This window comes from Bradyrhizobium sp. USDA 4486 (assembly GCF_054057995.1).
This window is the reverse complement of the sequence record NZ_JBSRZV010000001.1, coordinates 2,785,923-2,801,960: the sequence shown is the minus strand read 5'-3', so window position 1 is coordinate 2,801,960 and position 16,038 is coordinate 2,785,923. Positions and strand designations below refer to the sequence as shown.

The window sequence follows — 16,038 nt, the reverse complement described above, 5'->3', positions numbered from 1 at the left end:
GCAGAGCGGAACAAACGGTAGGAAACATGGGACGACGATCGGAGCGGTTGAGTAGGCAAGGTGCGCTCGCTGGCGACGCCGGCGAGGGTGATGTCATCCAGGTGGTGTCGCGCGCGTTCGACGTGTTGCGATGCTTCGAGGGCCACGAGGCGAGGCTCGGCAATCTCGAGATTTCGAATCGCTGCGGCCTGCCGCGATCGACGGTGTCGCGGCTCACGCACACGCTGACGCGGATGGGACAGCTGGTCTATCTGCCGCGCGATCAGAAGTATCGCATCGGCCCGAGCGCGGTGGCGATGAGCGCCTCGATGATGAAGGGCGCGCAGCTGCGCAGCATGATCCGCCAGCGGCTTCAGGAACTCGCCGAGCAGCTGCCGGGCACGGTCGGCTTCGTCGTCCCCGATCGCTTCCATCTCGTCTATCTCCAGTTCGCGCGCTCGGCCGCGGCGCTCGGCCTGCACGAGGGCACCGGCAGCCGCATCTCGATGGCGTCGACCGCCGCGGGCGCGGCCTACACCGCGGCGCTGGCGCCGGAAGTCGGCGACGCCTTCATCGCGGAGATGGAGCGGGAAGCGCCCGAGGCTGCGAAGATCCTGAGGCCCCGCATCGAGGCCAACCGTCAGTCGCTGCGCGAGCGCGGCTATGTCGTGGCCTGCGGCCTGTGGAGCCCGCACATCAACGGCCTCGCGGTGCCGATCTGGTCCCCGCAATATCAGACCTTCGTCGTCATCACGATCGGTCTACTCTCGGCGATGTATGACGAAGAGCGGCTGCATGCCGAGGTCGCGCCGCCGATGCTCGCGCTCGGCCGTTCGCTCGCCAGCCTGATGGAGGGCGCCGAAGGCGATGCCTTCAACAACCGTATCTCGCGCAAACCGGTCGCGATGGCCTTGCACAACAATAACAAGCCGATCCATTCGGAGGGAGTGAATGAACTGGAAGCCGGAACTCGACGAGCTCGCCCGGCGCGAAGCCTTCGCGCGGGAGATGGGCGGCGTTGACAAGGTCAAGCGACAGCATGACCAGGGCCGGCTGACTGTTCGGGAGCGTATCGACAGACTGATCGACAAAGGCAGCTTCCACGAGATCGGTGCCGTCTCCGGCATCGGTGAGTACGATTCCAGCGGCGATCTGAAGAAACTGACGCCGGCCAACTGTGTGTTCGGCCGCGCGCGCGTCGACGGCCGCACTGTGGTGGTCGTCGGCGACGATTTCACCGTGCGCGGTGGATCTGCGGATGCCTCCATTTCTGCAAAGCCGCTGATGGCGGAGGAGATGGCGCACGACTTCCGGCTACCCATCGTCCGGATCATCGAAGGGTCCGGCGGCGGCGGCTCGGTCAAGACCATCGAGACCAAGGGCGCGGCGAACTTGCCGGGCGGCATCGGCGGCACGCGCTGGTATCGCTTCACGACCGAGAACCTGTCGCGCGTGCCCGTGGTCGCGCTCGGTCTCGGCTCGGTCGCAGGCCTCGGCGCGGCGCGTCTTGCCGCCAGCCACTATTCCATCATGACGCGGAAGTCTGCGATGTTCGTCGCGGGGCCGCCGGTGGTGAAGGCGCTGGGCCAGGACCTCTCGAAGGAGGAGCTCGGCGGGGCCGACATCCAGACCCGCGCCGGCGCGGTCGATCATGCCGTCGACACCGAGGATGAGGCTTTTGCCTGCGCGCGGCGCTTCCTCTCTTACCTGCCGTCGTCGGTCTACGAGCTGCCGCCGACTGTGCCTTGCACCGACAATCCCGAACGCGGCGACGAAGCGCTGATGAATGCGGTGCCGCGCAACCGCAAGCAGGTCTACAAGATGCGGCCCATTGTCGAGTCGGTCGTCGACAAGGGATCGTTCTTCGAGGTCGCCAGGAATTTTGGCAAGCCGATCATCGTTGGTCTTGCCCGGCTCGAAGGCCGGGCGGTGATGGTGCTCGCCAGCGACAGCTTTCACTATGGCGGCTCCTGGACCGCGGATGCCTGCCAGAAGGTGGTGCGCTGGGTTGACTTCGCGGAAACCTTCCATCTGCCGATCGTTTATCTCATGGACTGCCCCGGCTTCATGATCGGCCTCGAGGCCGAGAAGGCGGCGACCATCCGCCACGGTGTCCGCGCCATGGCGGCGGTCAACCAGACCACGGTGCCGTGGTGCACCGTGATCCTGCGCAACGCTTTTGGTGTGGCTGGTGTGGTGCATCAGCCGGCCGACCGCTTCTCGATCCGCTATGCCTGGCCGTCGGCCTATTGGGGCTCGCTGCCGCTCGAAGGCGGCATCGAGGCGGCCTACCGCGCCGAGATCGATGCGGCCGAGGACAAGGCGGGGAAGCTGAAGGAGATTGAGGAGCGCCTCAACAAGCTGCGCTCGCCGTTCCGTTCGGCCGAAAAATTCTGGGTCGAGGAGATCATCGATCCCCGGAGGACACGGTCGCTGCTGTGCGAGTTCGCGCGGCTGGCAGAGCCCTTGCGCAAAGTCGGGCCACCGGAGAACATCACGATCAGGCCGTAGACCCAGGTCACTGCGAGCGCAGCGAAGCAAGCCAGAATCTCAAAAAACGCGCTAAGCTCCGCCAACAAGAACAAGAGGAAGCGCCAATCGTGTACGACTACATCATCGTGGGCGGCGGCTCGGCGGGGTCCGTGCTGGCCCACCGGCTCTCCGCCAGGAGCGCCAACAAGGTCCTGCTGTGCGAGGCCGGGCAGGACACGCCGCCGGGCAACGAGCCGGCCGAGATCAGGGACAGCTATCCGGGCACGGCGTATTTCGACCCGCGCTTCCACTGGACCGAGCTCAAGGTCACCACCCAGGTCGTCAGCCACAACAACCCCAACGAAGCGCGTCCACCCTTGCGCAAATACGAGCAGGCGCGCGTGCTCGGCGGCGGCTCGTCGATCAATGGCCAGATGGCCAATCGCGGCGCGCCGACCGATTACGACGAATGGGACGCGCGCGGCGCCGAGGGGTGGGCGTGGAACGACGTACTGCCGTTCTTCAAGAAAGTCGAACGTGACCTCGATTTCGACGGCCCGTATCACGGCAAGGACGGCCGCATCCCGGTGCGTCGAATCCCCAGGGAGCACTGGACGCGGCATTCGGAGGCGTTCGCGCAAGCCTTCCAGCAGGCCGGCTATCAGTACGTCGCCGATCAGAACGGCGAGTTCGTCGACGGCTATTTCCCGGTGACGCATTCCAACCAGGCCGAGCAGCGCGTCTCGGCGGCGATGGGCTATCTCGATCGTGCCACGCGCCAGCGCCCCAATCTCACCATCTCCACCAACACGCATGTGAGAGAGCTGCTGTTCGAAGGCACGCAATGCGTCGGCGTGAAGGCCCTGGTCGACGGCCGCGAGCAGGAATTCCGCGGCCGTGAGATCATCATCTCCAGCGGCGCCATCCATTCGCCGGCGCATCTGCTCCGCGCCGGCATCGGCCCGGTCGGTCATCTCAAGGATATGGGCATTCCGGTCCTGATGGGACTTGCCGGCGTCGGCCAGCGGCTGATGGATCATCCCTCGATCTCGCTGTCGTCCTTCGTCCGCCGCGGTGCGCGCATGAACGAGCACACAAGGCGCCACATGCAGCTCGGCTTGCGCTATTCGTCCGGGCTGCCGGGCGTGCCGAAGGGCGACATGTTCGTCGTGGTCATCAGCAAATCGGCCTGGCACGCCGTCGGCGCGCAGATCGGCTCGCTCTTGACCTTCGTCAACAAGACCTATTCGGAGACCGGTCAGGTCAAGCTCGCCTCGCGCGATCCGGCGGCCGAGCCGATCGTCGAATTCAATCTGTTGTCCGATCGGCGCGATCTCGACCGTCTGATGAGCGGCTTCCGCAAGATGGCCGCGGTGCAGATGAGCGAGGTCGTCAGGAAGGTGACGGACAAGCCGTTCCCCGCCGCCTATACCGACCGCGTCCGCAAGATCGGCGTGGTCAACACCAAGAACAGGATTTTGACCAAGATCGCCGCGACGCTGATGGATGGGCCGGCGGCGCTGCGCCACTACATGATCGACAATTTCGTCGTCGAAGGTTTTACCTTCGACGACGTGATCAACGACGACGAGGCGCTGGAAGCCTTCGTGCGCAAGGCGACGATCGGCGTGTGGCACGCCTCGTGCTCATGCCGCATGGGCCGCGCCGACGACCCGATGGCGGTGGTCGACAGCCAAGGCCGCGTCAAGGGCATCCAGGGCCTGCGCGTCGTCGATGCCTCGATCTTCCCGGTGGTGCCATGCGCCAACACAAATTTTCCGGTGCTGATGTCGGCGGAGAAGATCGCGGCTGCGATGATGCAGTAGGGGCGGACAAATCGCGCCGCGAACCGGACACTTTGAACATCATCTAAGTTAAGTACCTAAGTAAAAGCGGCTTTTCCGCCGCCCTTTAGGCTCATTTCGGCCAAACCTTTATTGATTTCTGCCGCCCGGGGCGGGACCCTCCAACTCAGAGTCCTGCAATGATCAAGCAAGTTGTTTCTGCGTGCATCATCTTTATCGTCACCTCCGCTGCCTCGGAAGCGCGGCCTTATCGCGCTCTCCAGGCGCCTGAATGCAACGTGACCATGCCCTGCGATTTCTCGTATTCGCAAACGCGCCGCGAGCGGTCTCCGAGACACTCGTTGCAAGCCTATCGCTCAACGCAAATGACATTGACCGATGCAGGCAGCACTCCAACCACGATCATCGCGTCCGGCGAGCGCATCGTTGGCGGCCGACCGGCGGGGTGCCCTTCTTCGTTCTGCGGCTGCGGCGCGTCGCTGCGCGTGTTCGGTCGTGTCGTGCCGGAATTGAACCTCGCCTCGAACTGGCTGCGCTTCCCGCGCGCGGCGCCGGCGCCCGGAATGGTCGCGGCCAGGCGCGGTCATGTGTTCGTCTTGGAGCAGCACCTCGGAGGCGACATGTGGATGGCCTATGACGCCAATTCCGGCGGGCACGCCACGCGCATGCACGCGCGCTCCTTGCGGGGCTACACCATCGTCAACCCGCGCGGCTGAGACCATGGCGGGTGCCCGGCGTCATCACAGCCGGAGCACCTTGCCGGGGTTCATGATGTTCTGCGGATCGAGCGCACGCTTGATGGTCCGCATGATGTCGAGCTCGGTCTTCGAGCGGTAGTGGCTGAGCTCATCGAGCTTGTCGATGCCGATGCCGTGCTCCGCCGAGATCGAGCCGCCCATGGAGGTGATGAGGTCGTTCACGGCCCGCGTGATCGCGGCGGTGTACTGGTTCAGCGTCTGCTGATCCATGCCCTTCGGTCCCATGAACGAGAAATGCAGATTGCCGTCGCCGATGTGCCCGAGCGGGTAGGGGCGAATGCTCGGGAGGATGTCGAGCACGGCCTTGAGCCCCTTGTCGACGAAATCAGGAATTTTGGAGGTCGCCACCGAGACGTCGTAGCTGAGCCCCGGACCTTCGGCCCGCGACGCCTCGGCGACGCTCTCGCGGATGCGCCACATGTTGCGGGATTGGCTGACCGTGCTTGCGATCGCCGCGTCCAGCACGCGCCCGGCCTCGAGCTGATCGGCGAGGAACTGCTCCAGTTTCTCGGACATGCCCTCAGCTCCGTCCTGGCGCGGGCGCGCCGACGACCATTCCATCAGCAGGTACCATGGCGTCTCCGCCTTCAGCGGATCCTGGGTGCCTGGAATATGGCGCAGCACCATGTCGATGGCGGCACGGCTCATCAGCTCGCAGGAGCTGACATTGTCCTCGGACGCCGCATATGCGTCCGACAGGATCTGAAGCGCCGCGCGCGGATCGCGGATCGCCAGCCACGCCGTGCAGACGTCCTTGGGCGCCGGCCACAGCTTGAGCACGGCCTTGGTGATGATGCCGAGCGTGCCTTCGGCGCCCATGAAGAGGTGTTTGAGGTCGTAGCCGGTGTTGTCCTTCTTGAGCGCGCGCAGTCCATCCCAGACCTCGCCGTTGGGCAGGACGACCTCCAGCCCCAACACGAGATTGCGGGCATTGCCATAGCGCAGCACCTGCACGCCGCCGGCATTGGTCGAAAGATTGCCGCCGATCATGCACGAGCCCTGCGCGCCGAGGCTGAGCGGCAGGAACCTGTCGTGCTGGCTTGCGGTCTCCTGAAGCGTCTGGAGCACGCAGCCGGCCTCCACCGTCATCGCGTAGCCGACGGGATCTACGTTCAACACGCGGTTCAAGCGGCCGAGCGACAGCACGATGCCTGTGTGCGCGGGCCAGGGTGTGGCTCCGCCCATCAACCCGGTGTTGCCGCCCTGCGGCACGATGGCGACGCCGTGCTGATGGCACAGCCGCACCACCTTCGAGACTTCCTCGGTGCTGCCGGGACGCACGACCGCTCCGGCGCCCCCGACCAGCAGGCCGCGCCAGTCCGTCACGAATGGCTGCTTGCCGTGGTCATCCTCGATCAGGCCCTTGTCGCCCACGATCGCGCGCAGCGCATCGCGAATGGAGGCGGTCAACGGGGTGGTCGGAATGGCGGGTAGGGAGGATGGAAAGGTCGCTGGCATTTTGTTTCCTCTGGCGCATCTTGGCGTGCACTGCGCGCGCGAAGCGCTTTCCGTCATTGTCCACGTTTGAGGCGGCGGAGTCTAACGGCAATATGGCCAAGACCTGTGAACCGGCCCGCAGAGAGAGCCACGACGATCAGCCGGCCGCGCCGGAGTGCTTCTTCCGTCGCTCGCTCGTCTTTGCTGGCTATCGCCGTTCGTCCACGGCCTCGCGGACAACCTCGGTCACGGTCTTGCGGACTTCGAGGAAGGCCTTGGTCTGTGGCCGGTCTGCGAGAGCCACCAGCGCAAGGGAACGCGACAGTGGCGGATCGACGATGCGGCGCGCGTGATATTTCTCCGCCGCGATGTCGGCAAGGACGGTTGCGCGGGAGAGGATGGCGCATCCGAGACCGGCTTCGAGCGCCATGCGCAGTGCCGACAGGGAATCGACCTCCAGCGTTTCGCTCGGGACGATCTGGTTGCGCAGCACCTGCGTCTGGATGATGGCGCGCGATGCCGGAAGCGGTTCAGCCCGAGCACGCTCCTCTGCGGAATGGCTGAGAAGGCGATCGGTGTGGAGGACCGGCCGATCAGGCTCGGATGGCCGACGAGGTAGAGGTCTTCCTCATGCAGCCACGCCACGTCGAGGCGGGCATCTCGCGGCGGATTGTACGCCAGCGCGAGATCGACCGTGCCGGAGAGGACGCGCTCGATCAGCGCCGGTGACAGCGCTTCGACGACGCTCAGATGCACGCCGGGGGAGTGCTTGCGGACCGCCTTCATGAGCTCGAGGCCGACCATCGAGATCGCGGTGTGGCTGAGGCCGAGGCTGACCGGTCCGGTTGCCGCCTCGTTGAAGGTCCGCACATCCTCCTCGGCCTTGCCGAGGCTCGCAAGCACCGCGCTGCCGTGCTCGTAGAGACGGCGGCCGGCCGCAGTCAGGGCGACGCCACGTGGCCGCCGTTCCAGCAGCTTCACGCCGAGATCGGCTTCGAGCGCCGCGACGTGATGGCTGAGCGCGGACTGCGCGATGTTGAGGGTCTCGGCCGCCCGCGACAGCACGCCCGCGTCGGCGATCGCGATGAAATATCTGATCTGCCGCAATCCGAGCGCCATGGCATGGCTCGCCTATCGATCTAATAATCAGAACACAGTGATCTTGATATTATATTTGTCAGATGTCTCGCGTCCCGGCAAGCTTTTGCCTGGACCAATAAGACCAGCTCCGGGAGCGTCGCGGCATGGATCTGCCGACCAGGATCGTCATCACCGAGGAGGGGCCGCGCGAAGGCTTTCAGATCGAGCCGGGGCCGATCGCGACCGCGGACAAGATCGCCCTGATCGATGCGCTCTCGGCGACCGGGCTTTCGCGCATTCAGGTTGCCTCCTTCGTCAATCCCAAGCACGTGCCGGGCTGGGCCGACGCCGAGCCGGTTGTCGCGGGATTCAGCCCGCATGCGGGCGTCGCATACTCGGCGCTCTGGTTCAACGACAGCGGATTGCAACGCGCTTTGGCGTTCAAGGACAGGCTGACGCTCGCAGGCTTTGTCTCGCTGAGCGCCTCCGAACCGTTCGCACGTCGCAACCTCAATCGTGATCGCGCCGGTCAGATCGAGGCGATGCGAAACTATGTGCGCGCGCACCGGCAGGCGGGCGTGCCGATTGCCAAGATCATCGTCATGGCTGCGTTCGGCTGTAATTTTGGCGGAGACGTGCCGGCTGCCAAGGTGGTCGAGACGGTGTCCGACGGGCTCGCCATCGCGCGCGACGCCGGCATCGAGGTCCGCGAGGTGTCGCTTGCGGATTCGATGGGCTGGGCCACACCGCGGCGGGTCGCCACGGCCGTCGGCGCCGTACGTGACCGCTGGAGCGATCTGAGGATTGCGCTGCATCTGCACGATACCCGCGGCCAGGGCATCGCGTGCGCCTATGAGGGGCTGCGGCTTGGTGTCACCGCGTTCGACGCCGCGGTGGCGGGGCTCGGCGGCTGTCCGTTTGCGGGCCAGCCGGGCGCGCCCGGCAACATCGCCACGGAGGAGCTGGCGCTGCTGTGTGAGGAAATGGGCATTGCGACCGGTCTCGATATCGAGGCGCTGATCGAGGCCGGACGGCTTGCCGAGCGGATCGTCGGGCATCGCCTGCCGAGCGCCGCGCTGCGATCGGGCACGCTCGCCGCATTGCGGAGGAGTGCGGGCGCATGACCCTCGCAAAGCCGCTCGCCGGACTGAAGGTGCTGGATTTCGGCCACACCATCATGGGTCCCTGCGCGGGCGTTCTGTTCGCCGACCTCGGCGCCGACGTGGTGAAGATCGAGCCCGCGGACGGCGACCCGACCCGCAGGTTGCCGGGCTTTGCAGCCGGTTTCTTCGCGACCTACAACCGCAACAAGCGCTCGATCGCGATCGATCTGAAGCGGCCGGAGGGGCAGGCGATCGTGCACCGGCTGGTCAGGGATGCCGACGTGGTGCTGGAGAATTTCGGACCCGGGACGATCGAGCGGCTGAAGTGCAGCTGGGACGATCTGCGCAAGCTCAATCCGCGGCTCGTGTACCTGTCGATGAAGGGCTTCCTGAAGGGCCCTTACGAAAATCGCGGCGCGCTCGACGAAGTCGTGCAGATGCAATCCGGCCTTGCCTACATGACAGGACCGCCCGGCCGGCCGCTGCGCGCAGGCGCGCCTGTGATCGATATCCTCGGCGGCGTCTTCGGCGTCGTGGCAGCCTTGTCGGCGCTGCGCGAGCGCGACGCCACCGGCATGGGCCAGAAGGTCTCGAGCTCGCTGTTCGAGAGTGCGACCTTCATGCTCGGCGCGCTGGTGGTCGGCAGCGCCGTGATCGGCGGTCCGATGCCGCCAATGCCGGCCCGCAAGAATGCCTGGGGCGTGTACGACGTCTTCACGGCATCGGATGGCGGCCAGGTCTTCATCGGATGCACCTCCGACGGACACTGGCAACGCTTCTGCGACGCGTTCGGTTTCGACGACTGGCGCGAGGATCCGAGGCTGCTCGGCAACGCCAATCGATGCGAGGCGCGCGAATGGATGCTGCCCGAGCTGGAGCGGCGGATCACGCGGCTGCCCCTCGAGGAGATTCTCGCCAAATGCGAAGCCGCCCGGGTGGCCTATTCGCGGGTGGGACGGCCGGATGAGTTGTCGGTCGATCCGCATCTGCTGGCCAATGGCGGACTGCTGGCAACCGCCATCGCCGGTTTCGGTGGCGGACCGCTGGTCGGGATTCCGGCGCTGCCCGTCGAGTTCGGCGACACGCGCGACCGGCCAAGCCTCGAACGCCAGCCGCCTCGCGTCGGCGAACACGCTGACGAGATCCTCGGCGCGGCCGGATATTCGGCGCGCGAGATCGCCGATCTCCGCGCGTCCGGCATATTGGGCGCGCCCGCGAACATGTCTGCATAAAAAAGAGTGGCCGAGCCACCATCTGCAACAGGGAGGAAAGGGATCATGATGTCCCGCATGCTGCTTCGTTGGAAGGTGAGTATTCCGGCAGCCGCGAGCGCGCTTCTTGGGCTGGTGACGATGGTTGAGCCCGCACGGGCGCAATCCTATCCGGCGCGAACGATCACGATGCTGGTCGGCTATTCCGCGGGAGGACAGGCCGATGCGCTCGCGCGGATCATCGGCAAGCAGCTCGGCGACACCTTCAAGATCTCCGTCGTCATCGAGAACAAGACCGGCGCCAACGGCATGACCGCCGCGCAGGCAGCGGCGCGGGCGGAGCCGGACGGATACACGGTGCTGATGGTGACGGATGCAATGCTCACGATCGATCCGCACCTTGCCACCAGCAACCATTTCGACCTGTCGAAGGCGATGGAGCCCGTCGTCAGCGTCGCCTGGTCGCCCCTGTTGCTGGCCGCGGCGAAGGATGTGCCGGCCAATTCCGTCGCCGAGCTCGTCGCTTTCGGCAAGCAGAAGCCGCAGGCGCTGAGCTTTGGCAGCTCCGGCGCGTCGACGCCGCATCGCCTCGCCGGCGAGATGCTGCAGAAATCCGGTGGATTCACCATGACCCACATTCCCTACAAGGGGACGGCGGCCTCGGTGAGCGACCTCCTTGCGGGGCAGATACCGCTGATCTTCGGCGCGCCGACGGCCGTGGAGCCGCTGGCGACCGCGGGCCAGATCAAGCTGCTCGCTGTCACGTCGGAGCAGCGCTATCCGCTGCTGCCGGACGTGCCGGCCATCAGCGAGACGTATCCCGGCTTCAAGATCATCAGCTATATCGGGCTGATGCTGCCGAAGCAGACGCCGGCGCCGGTGGTCGCGGCTCTGAACAAGGAGATCAACGCGATCCTTGCGACCGAGACGATGCGCACCTGGCTCGACAAGCAGGGCATGGTCGCCATGGGCGGCACCCAGGATGACTTCAAGCGTCAGATCGACCTCGACTACAAGGCGCGGGGCGAGCTTGTCCGCGCGCTCGGCATCACAGGCGAATGAGGTACCTCGAACGAGGTAGGCTGAATTCCCTCTTGAAGTACTTGACCGGGCGCCCCTTGCATTGCGGATGGGTGAAATCGATCCGATCCGCGATCGCCATACGCGTCACAAGCAACCAAAGCACGCTGACGAGGATGACGGCATACGCGTTTTTCGTGGCCTGCTGATCGGCGGGGCGGTGAGCCTGTTACTCTGGTTATGCATCGCAGTTGCATTCACAATAATCGTCAAGGGTCATCTACTTCCCCGAGGGGAGCGGACGAGCATCCCCAAGTGAGCGGCGAAGGGCGCGACGAACGCCCCGGACTCACAGCTGGTTGCGAAGGAGCGCTATCCATCAGCGCCGGGCGCGCATGTCACTGCCGCCGGTTTCGGCGGCGACAGCGACTTGTGTATCGATGATCGACGCTTGATCGTCACCGTTTGGGGAGCGACGCCATCACTTCGCCCGCGTCTCCGTCCTCGAGGCAAGGCGTAACGGTCAAGGGGAGCAGGTCAGACCATTGCGCGAGCCAACGATACATGGCTTTGGGATCGCTCGATTCAGAGATCGCAAATCCCTGTCCATTCATGCCATGCCAACGACCCAGCATCTTGACGCCTTCGGGGGGCGCGCCACCGGTCTCCAGAAAGCGGGCGACGGCTGAGTTGAAGGTGCCTTGGGGTACGCTCCAGGTGGTTATGAATTTCATGCGATTCTCCCATCACTAGAATTATCGGATGAATGTCGCGGCCATGCCGCATACGCACGATAGCGCCGGCGTCTCGAATGACAACGGCGAATGAACGGGTGCGCCGGTTCGATCCGGCGGCCCCGATCCTTCCCCTCCGGCTCAGGAAAGATTCCTTTTTCCGAAGTTCGGAAACATCCGGTGCGAGCGCGGCACGACGGCGAGCGTCGGCTTGACTTAGGCAAAAGGAGGCGCTAGTGGTTACGGACCAATCGGTCCAGTAAGCATGGCGCGCCCCAGAGAATTCGACTACGACAAGGCCCTTGAGGGTGGACTACAGCAGTTTTGGCGGGCTGGTTACGGAGCGACGTCGCTCGATGACCTGCTCGAGAAAACCGGCTTGAGCAAGAGCAGTCTGTACGGGACGTTCGGCAGCAAGCATCAGATGCTTCTGGCATCGCTCGATCGCTACATCGAGACCGTGTTGCAGGCGAACGTTGTTGACCTCCAGCGCGGGCCGGCGCGGCAGGCCATCACGCGCAGTTTTGAAAAAATCCTCGGTTTGGCGCCTTCGGGCAAGGTTTGTTTCCTGCAAGTTTGCGCATCGGAACTGGCCGCCCACGACCAGCTTGTTCGCTCGCGCGTTCGCTGTGGACTCGAGCGGCTCCAGCAGGCCTACCGCGATGCGGTTCTGCGAGGGCAGAAGGATGGAGAATTTGATTCCGATGCCGACGCTGACTCCCTTTCGACCTTTCTCGTCGCCAATCTCTATGGCCTTCAGACGCTGGGACGCGCGGGTCTTGATACGGCTTCGCGGAACAAGGTTCTCGCCCTGGTGCTGAGGGCGTTAGGCTGATTTTTTTTGCTCAAATATGGACTGGATGGTCCGTAATTGTGAGGAGATCATGAGCGTCGAAAAATTCACTAGCCAGCAGCGCTGGGTGCTCACCCTGACAGCGGCGGCTTCGTTCGTCGCCGTGATGGACGGCATGGTGGTGACAACGGCACTGGATGCGATCCGTCGCGATCTGTCCGCGCCTCTTTCCGAGCTGCACTGGACCATGACGGCCTACAGCCTCAGCTTTGCCGCGCTCTTGATGGCCGGCGCTGCGTTGGGTGACCGGTTCGGCCGTCGTTCGATGTTCATTCTGGGCCTTGCCGCTTTCGCGATCGCTTCGGCTGGCTGTGCGGCGGCAAGCTCAATTGAATGGCTGATCGCGGGACGTGCCGTGCAGGGCGCGGCCTCCGCGTTGCTTGTTCCGGTCGCGATGACCTTGCTCGGAACGGCGGTGACGCCGGCCCAGCGGCCGCGCGCGATGGGCCTGTTCAGCAGTCTCACGGGTCTGGCCGTCTTGTCAGGGCCGATCCTCGGCGGCGTGCTGGTCGACGCCCTTGGCTGGCGGTGGGTGTTCTGGATCAATCTGCCGCTTTGCGCCGCTATCGCACTCGTTGCGGCGTTACGTCTCGCGCGCAACGACCGGCTCGCGGCTCAAATCGACTGGTTCGGCGTTGCCCTGCTGACGACGGTGATGACGTCCGTGGTGTGGGGACTGTCGGAAGCCAATGCACAGGGCCGATCGGGGGCGACCGTTGTTTCGGCGTTCACGGTCGGCGCAGCGGCGGCGCTCGGCTTCTTCGCTTGGCAGCGCAGGGGGGCGCACCCGCTGATCCCGGGGCGGCTGCTCGCCTCGGCTCCCTTCAAGGCAGGCAACATTGCGTGCCTTCTGATGTTCATGAGCATGATGGGGACGCTCCTGTTCATGGCGCAATTTTTTTCGATCGTTCAGCAGGCGAGTGCGTCGGGCGCGGGCGAGCGGATGCTGCCCTGGACCTTGGCGCTGTTCGTCGCTGCACCGGCTGGCGGAATTGCCGCGGGCCGTTTCGGGGAGAGAGGCCCGGCCGTGGCGGGCCTGCTCCTGCAAGGCGCGGCGCTGTTGTGGATGTCGCTCCTCTGCGACGCGAATTCCGGCTATGGGGCCTGGATCGCGCCTCTGGTGCTGGCCGGCGCCGGCGTAGCCACGGCGATGCCCGCGGTGCAGAGCGCTGTGCTCGGCTCCGTTGCGCCGGCCGACATGGGCAAGGCATCCGGCATCTACAACACGATGCGCCAGCTCGGATGGGCATGCGGTGCGGCTGCAGCGGTTGCAGTGTTTGGCGCCTTTGGAAATCTAGCAAGGGCAGAGACCATGGCGGCCGGCTACTCGGCGGTCCTGCTGATGACAGCCGCGTTGTCAGCGGCCGCCGCGCTCGTCGCCTCGCGATTACCCAGCGCCGCCTCGTCTGCATCGGCCGCTGCCGGCCCCGCGAACCCTCCCGCCGCGAGCGATCTCGGCAAGGCCGTTGAGACCGTATGATGGTCGCGCAATCCCACACCTATCCCCTCCATCCAGATCCATGCACTCAAGGAGATGAAATGATTGATCGGCGAACATTCGGCCTTACTCTTGCGACGGCCGGAGCCGTGCCCGTTGGGACGGGCGCCGCGGCGGCTGTAGACGATGCTCGCGAAGCCAATAAGCGGGCGGTGCTGGCATTTTACGATGCCGCGCTCAATCAGTCGGACTTCTCGGCCGCCGCCGTCCACTTCGGGCCGCACTACATCCAGCATAATCCGATGATCGCAGACGGCATCGACGGCTTTCGTTCGTTCCTGCACGATCTCAAGCGGCAATTTCCGGAGCTGCGGAGCGATATCAAGCGCGTCTTCGCCGACGGCGATTTCGTGATCCTTCATGTCCATGCCAGGCGGCAACCGGACGAGCTGGGGCTCGCGATCGTTGATATCTTCAGGCTCGAGCAGGGAAAGATCGTCGAGCACTGGGACGTGCGTCAGCCGCTTGCCGAGATCTCGGCCAACAACAACGGAATGTTCTAGGCAGCCACGAGGACACGAACCGACGTGGTCGCCGACCGGCATCGTCGGATGCGTGGGGCTTTCGCGAGGACAATGAAACGGGGCAAGCTCAATGGAACACGCTGTCACGGACACGATCCGAGGATCCGCCGAGAGAGGCGGTAGCTCATTCAGGCATGCGATCGCGGATATCGAGCCGGGCGTCAGCATCCACTACGTTATTGCTGGAGACGGGCCTCACACGGTGGTTCTGCTCCATGGGTTTCCCCAGACCTGGCGAGCGTGGCGTTACACCATATCGCCTTTGGTTGATGCTGGCTTTCGGGTCGTCGCACCCGATTATAGAGGCGCGGGCAATTCGTCGAAACCGGCCTTCGGATATGACAAGCGGACGATGGCAGGCGACATTCGTCGGCTGCTGCGCGACCATCTCGGTATCAAAGGCCAGATTATTCTGGTGGGGCATGATGTAGGACTCATGGTGGCATATGCGTATGCCCAGGTCTATCGCGAGGAGGTAAGTCGTCTCGTCGCCGTGGATGCGCCGCTGCCTGGGACGGCAATCTTCGATCAGCTGCGCGGAAACCCTCGAAACTGGCAGTTTTCGTTTCACAATGTTCGGGATCTACCGGAGTTTTTGGTCTCGGGTCGCGAGAGGCAGTATCTCCAATGGTTTTTCAACTTCCGGATTTCCAACCCGGTGGCGATCACCGAGCTCGATTTTCAGGCCTACTTGATGGCGTACTCGGCGCCCGGCGCGATGCGCGCGGCCTTCGAACTCTATCGCTCGTTCGACCAGGACAGCAAAACAAATCGGGAGCTGCTCGCGGCAAACGGCAAACTTGCGATTCCGGTTCTTGTCGTTGTAGGCGCGACCAGCCCGACGGCGCCGCTCGTCCAACGGATGATGGAGGAAGTCGCCGATGCGCCAACGGTTCTTCCCGTTGACGGTGCTGCTCACTGGATTGCCGAGGAAAACCCGCAGGAATTCACGGCCGGGTTGATCGGATTCATCGGATCCGCGAGATAGATCACTTGGCTCTAATCTTGTAGATACGGAAAACCTGCGGTCCGCGCCAAGGCTATTGCAGAGAATGGAAGCTTTCACGTTGGCTTCGATTATCGAACATTACTTGCCTCTCGAGTCTTCGATGTTATCGGCCGAATTTGAATCATGTCATTTGTTGTAGGCGCAATCGCCCGGGCTTACGTCGCGATCCGCTTCCCCTGAGGGAGCGGACGGAGGAGGCACTCCTCCGAAAGTCGGTGATTTCCCGGCTTGATTGTGCATCGCAACCGCTGGTAGGCCGTTCCTGACTGAGGGTTTACTTGATGCGATTGTTTACTTGGTGGCGCGACCGGAAGTATCCGGACGCCGAATTGACTTGGCACGAATGCGCGCCGCCGATCATTCCGCAACGGACTGTTGATGGCGGATGGACGTCGTCACAGTTGTACCCTGGCAAAACATGGCGGCGCCGAGGCATGGGCGGAAGGTGGGAGTACCGCCAGGATCCGCAGGCCCCCGAAGATATGGGGCGCGATCAATGGTAGGAGGCATGAGCCGGCGCGAGAAGATCGCGCTGTCGCTTATCTCGATAGTCGC

Annotated in this window: 14 protein-coding genes and 1 pseudogene; 11 read left to right on the top strand and 4 right to left on the bottom strand. The window is 64.3% G+C overall.

Going from position 1 to position 16,038, the window contains the following annotated elements:
• The first annotated feature begins 26 nt into the window (after nt 1-26).
• The 4 genes from ACVWY3_RS13815 (at nt 27) to ACVWY3_RS13800 (ending at nt 4,972) form a co-directional block, all read left to right on the top strand.
• Nucleotides 27-1,001: an IclR family transcriptional regulator gene (locus ACVWY3_RS13815; RefSeq protein ID WP_456838942.1), complete on the top strand. Its 975-nt coding sequence runs from the start codon at nt 27-29 to the stop codon at nt 999-1,001.
• The gene (locus ACVWY3_RS13810; RefSeq protein WP_456838941.1) at nt 931-2,490 is read left to right on the top strand and encodes an acyl-CoA carboxylase subunit beta; all 1,560 of its coding nucleotides are present in this window, start codon (nt 931-933) and stop codon (nt 2,488-2,490) included. The genes ACVWY3_RS13815 and ACVWY3_RS13810 overlap by 71 nt, the downstream gene beginning before the upstream one ends.
• A gap of 89 nt (nt 2,491-2,579) precedes the next feature.
• The gene (locus ACVWY3_RS13805; protein ID WP_456838940.1) at nt 2,580-4,277 is read left to right on the top strand and encodes a GMC family oxidoreductase; all 1,698 of its coding nucleotides are present in this window, start codon (nt 2,580-2,582) and stop codon (nt 4,275-4,277) included.
• Between the two features lie 344 nt (nt 4,278-4,621).
• The gene (locus ACVWY3_RS13800; RefSeq protein ID WP_456838939.1) at nt 4,622-4,972 is read left to right on the top strand and encodes a hypothetical protein; all 351 of its coding nucleotides are present in this window, start codon (nt 4,622-4,624) and stop codon (nt 4,970-4,972) included.
• 24 nt (nt 4,973-4,996) lie between these two features.
• Here the strand turns inward: ACVWY3_RS13800 and ACVWY3_RS13795 are convergent, their stop codons facing one another.
• The 3 genes and pseudogenes from ACVWY3_RS13795 to ACVWY3_RS13785 form a co-directional block, all read right to left on the bottom strand.
• Nucleotides 4,997-6,472 carry an FAD-binding oxidoreductase gene (locus ACVWY3_RS13795; RefSeq protein ID WP_456838938.1) on the bottom strand — a complete coding sequence of 492 codons (1,476 nt, stop codon included), beginning with the start codon at nt 6,470-6,472 and terminating at the stop codon, nt 4,997-4,999.
• Between the two features lie 187 nt (nt 6,473-6,659).
• Nucleotides 6,660-6,944 (bottom strand): LysR substrate-binding domain-containing protein, encoded by a 285-nt coding sequence (locus tag ACVWY3_RS13790; RefSeq protein ID WP_456838937.1) that lies wholly within the window; start codon nt 6,942-6,944, stop codon nt 6,660-6,662.
• Nucleotides 6,945-6,991: 47 nt separating this feature from the next.
• Nucleotides 6,992-7,570 (bottom strand): annotated as a pseudogene (locus ACVWY3_RS13785) (LysR family transcriptional regulator); the annotation flags it as partial.
• A 125-nt stretch (nt 7,571-7,695) separates the two neighbouring features.
• Between ACVWY3_RS13785 and ACVWY3_RS13780 the strand changes: the two are divergent.
• The 3 genes from ACVWY3_RS13780 to ACVWY3_RS13770 are packed head-to-tail and all read left to right on the top strand — an operon-like array spanning nt 7,696 to nt 10,907.
• Nucleotides 7,696-8,655 carry a hydroxymethylglutaryl-CoA lyase gene (locus tag ACVWY3_RS13780; RefSeq protein ID WP_456838936.1) on the top strand — a complete coding sequence of 320 codons (960 nt, stop codon included), beginning with the start codon at nt 7,696-7,698 and terminating at the stop codon, nt 8,653-8,655.
• On the top strand, nt 8,652-9,866 hold the full coding sequence (locus tag ACVWY3_RS13775) for a CaiB/BaiF CoA transferase family protein (RefSeq protein WP_456838935.1): 1,215 nt from the start codon (nt 8,652-8,654) through the stop codon (nt 9,864-9,866). The genes ACVWY3_RS13780 and ACVWY3_RS13775 overlap by 4 nt, the downstream gene beginning before the upstream one ends.
• Nucleotides 9,867-9,911: 45 nt before the next feature.
• On the top strand, nt 9,912-10,907 hold the full coding sequence (locus tag ACVWY3_RS13770) for a Bug family tripartite tricarboxylate transporter substrate binding protein (protein WP_456838934.1): 996 nt from the start codon (nt 9,912-9,914) through the stop codon (nt 10,905-10,907).
• Nucleotides 10,908-11,323: 416 nt separating this feature from the next.
• Here the strand turns inward: ACVWY3_RS13770 and ACVWY3_RS13765 are convergent, their stop codons facing one another.
• The gene (locus tag ACVWY3_RS13765) at nt 11,324-11,599 is read right to left on the bottom strand and encodes a DUF3303 domain-containing protein (protein ID WP_456838933.1); all 276 of its coding nucleotides are present in this window, start codon (nt 11,597-11,599) and stop codon (nt 11,324-11,326) included.
• 265 nt (nt 11,600-11,864) lie between these two features.
• On the opposite strand from ACVWY3_RS13765, the gene ACVWY3_RS13760 reads away from it, so the two are divergent.
• The 4 genes from ACVWY3_RS13760 (at nt 11,865) to ACVWY3_RS13745 (ending at nt 15,462) form a co-directional block, all read left to right on the top strand.
• Nucleotides 11,865-12,434, top strand: a complete 570-nt coding sequence (locus ACVWY3_RS13760; RefSeq protein WP_456838932.1) for a TetR/AcrR family transcriptional regulator — start codon at nt 11,865-11,867, stop codon at nt 12,432-12,434.
• A 49-nt stretch (nt 12,435-12,483) separates the two neighbouring features.
• Nucleotides 12,484-13,932, top strand: coding sequence for an MFS transporter (locus ACVWY3_RS13755; protein ID WP_456838931.1), 1,449 nt, complete (start codon nt 12,484-12,486; stop codon nt 13,930-13,932).
• The gene (locus ACVWY3_RS13750; RefSeq protein ID WP_456838930.1) at nt 13,929-14,453 is read left to right on the top strand and encodes a nuclear transport factor 2 family protein; all 525 of its coding nucleotides are present in this window, start codon (nt 13,929-13,931) and stop codon (nt 14,451-14,453) included. The genes ACVWY3_RS13755 and ACVWY3_RS13750 overlap by 4 nt, the downstream gene beginning before the upstream one ends.
• 91 nt (nt 14,454-14,544) lie before the next feature.
• On the top strand, nt 14,545-15,462 hold the full coding sequence (locus tag ACVWY3_RS13745) for an alpha/beta fold hydrolase (RefSeq protein ID WP_456838929.1): 918 nt from the start codon (nt 14,545-14,547) through the stop codon (nt 15,460-15,462).
• Nucleotides 15,463-16,038 lie beyond the last annotated feature (576 nt).

Excerpts from the sequence above, each read along its gene's own strand:
- ACVWY3_RS13815 (WP_456838942.1), top strand. The coding sequence starts at position 27 with ATGGGACGACGATCGGAGCGGTTGAGTAGGCAAGGTGCGCTCGCTGGC.
- ACVWY3_RS13810 (WP_456838941.1), top strand. The coding sequence starts at position 931 with ATGAACTGGAAGCCGGAACTCGACGAGCTCGCCCGGCGCGAAGCCTTC.
- ACVWY3_RS13800 (WP_456838939.1), top strand. The coding sequence starts at position 4,622 with ATGACATTGACCGATGCAGGCAGCACTCCAACCACGATCATCGCGTCC.
- ACVWY3_RS13795 (WP_456838938.1), bottom strand. The coding sequence starts at position 6,472 with ATGCCAGCGACCTTTCCATCCTCCCTACCCGCCATTCCGACCACCCCG.
- ACVWY3_RS13780 (WP_456838936.1), top strand. The coding sequence starts at position 7,696 with ATGGATCTGCCGACCAGGATCGTCATCACCGAGGAGGGGCCGCGCGAA.
- ACVWY3_RS13775 (WP_456838935.1), top strand. The coding sequence starts at position 8,652 with ATGACCCTCGCAAAGCCGCTCGCCGGACTGAAGGTGCTGGATTTCGGC.
- ACVWY3_RS13770 (WP_456838934.1), top strand. The coding sequence starts at position 9,912 with ATGATGTCCCGCATGCTGCTTCGTTGGAAGGTGAGTATTCCGGCAGCC.
- ACVWY3_RS13765 (WP_456838933.1), bottom strand. The coding sequence starts at position 11,599 with ATGAAATTCATAACCACCTGGAGCGTACCCCAAGGCACCTTCAACTCA.
- ACVWY3_RS13760 (WP_456838932.1), top strand. The coding sequence starts at position 11,865 with ATGGCGCGCCCCAGAGAATTCGACTACGACAAGGCCCTTGAGGGTGGA.
- ACVWY3_RS13755 (WP_456838931.1), top strand. The coding sequence starts at position 12,484 with ATGAGCGTCGAAAAATTCACTAGCCAGCAGCGCTGGGTGCTCACCCTG.
- ACVWY3_RS13750 (WP_456838930.1), top strand. The coding sequence starts at position 13,929 with ATGATGGTCGCGCAATCCCACACCTATCCCCTCCATCCAGATCCATGC.
- ACVWY3_RS13745 (WP_456838929.1), top strand. The coding sequence starts at position 14,545 with ATGGAACACGCTGTCACGGACACGATCCGAGGATCCGCCGAGAGAGGC.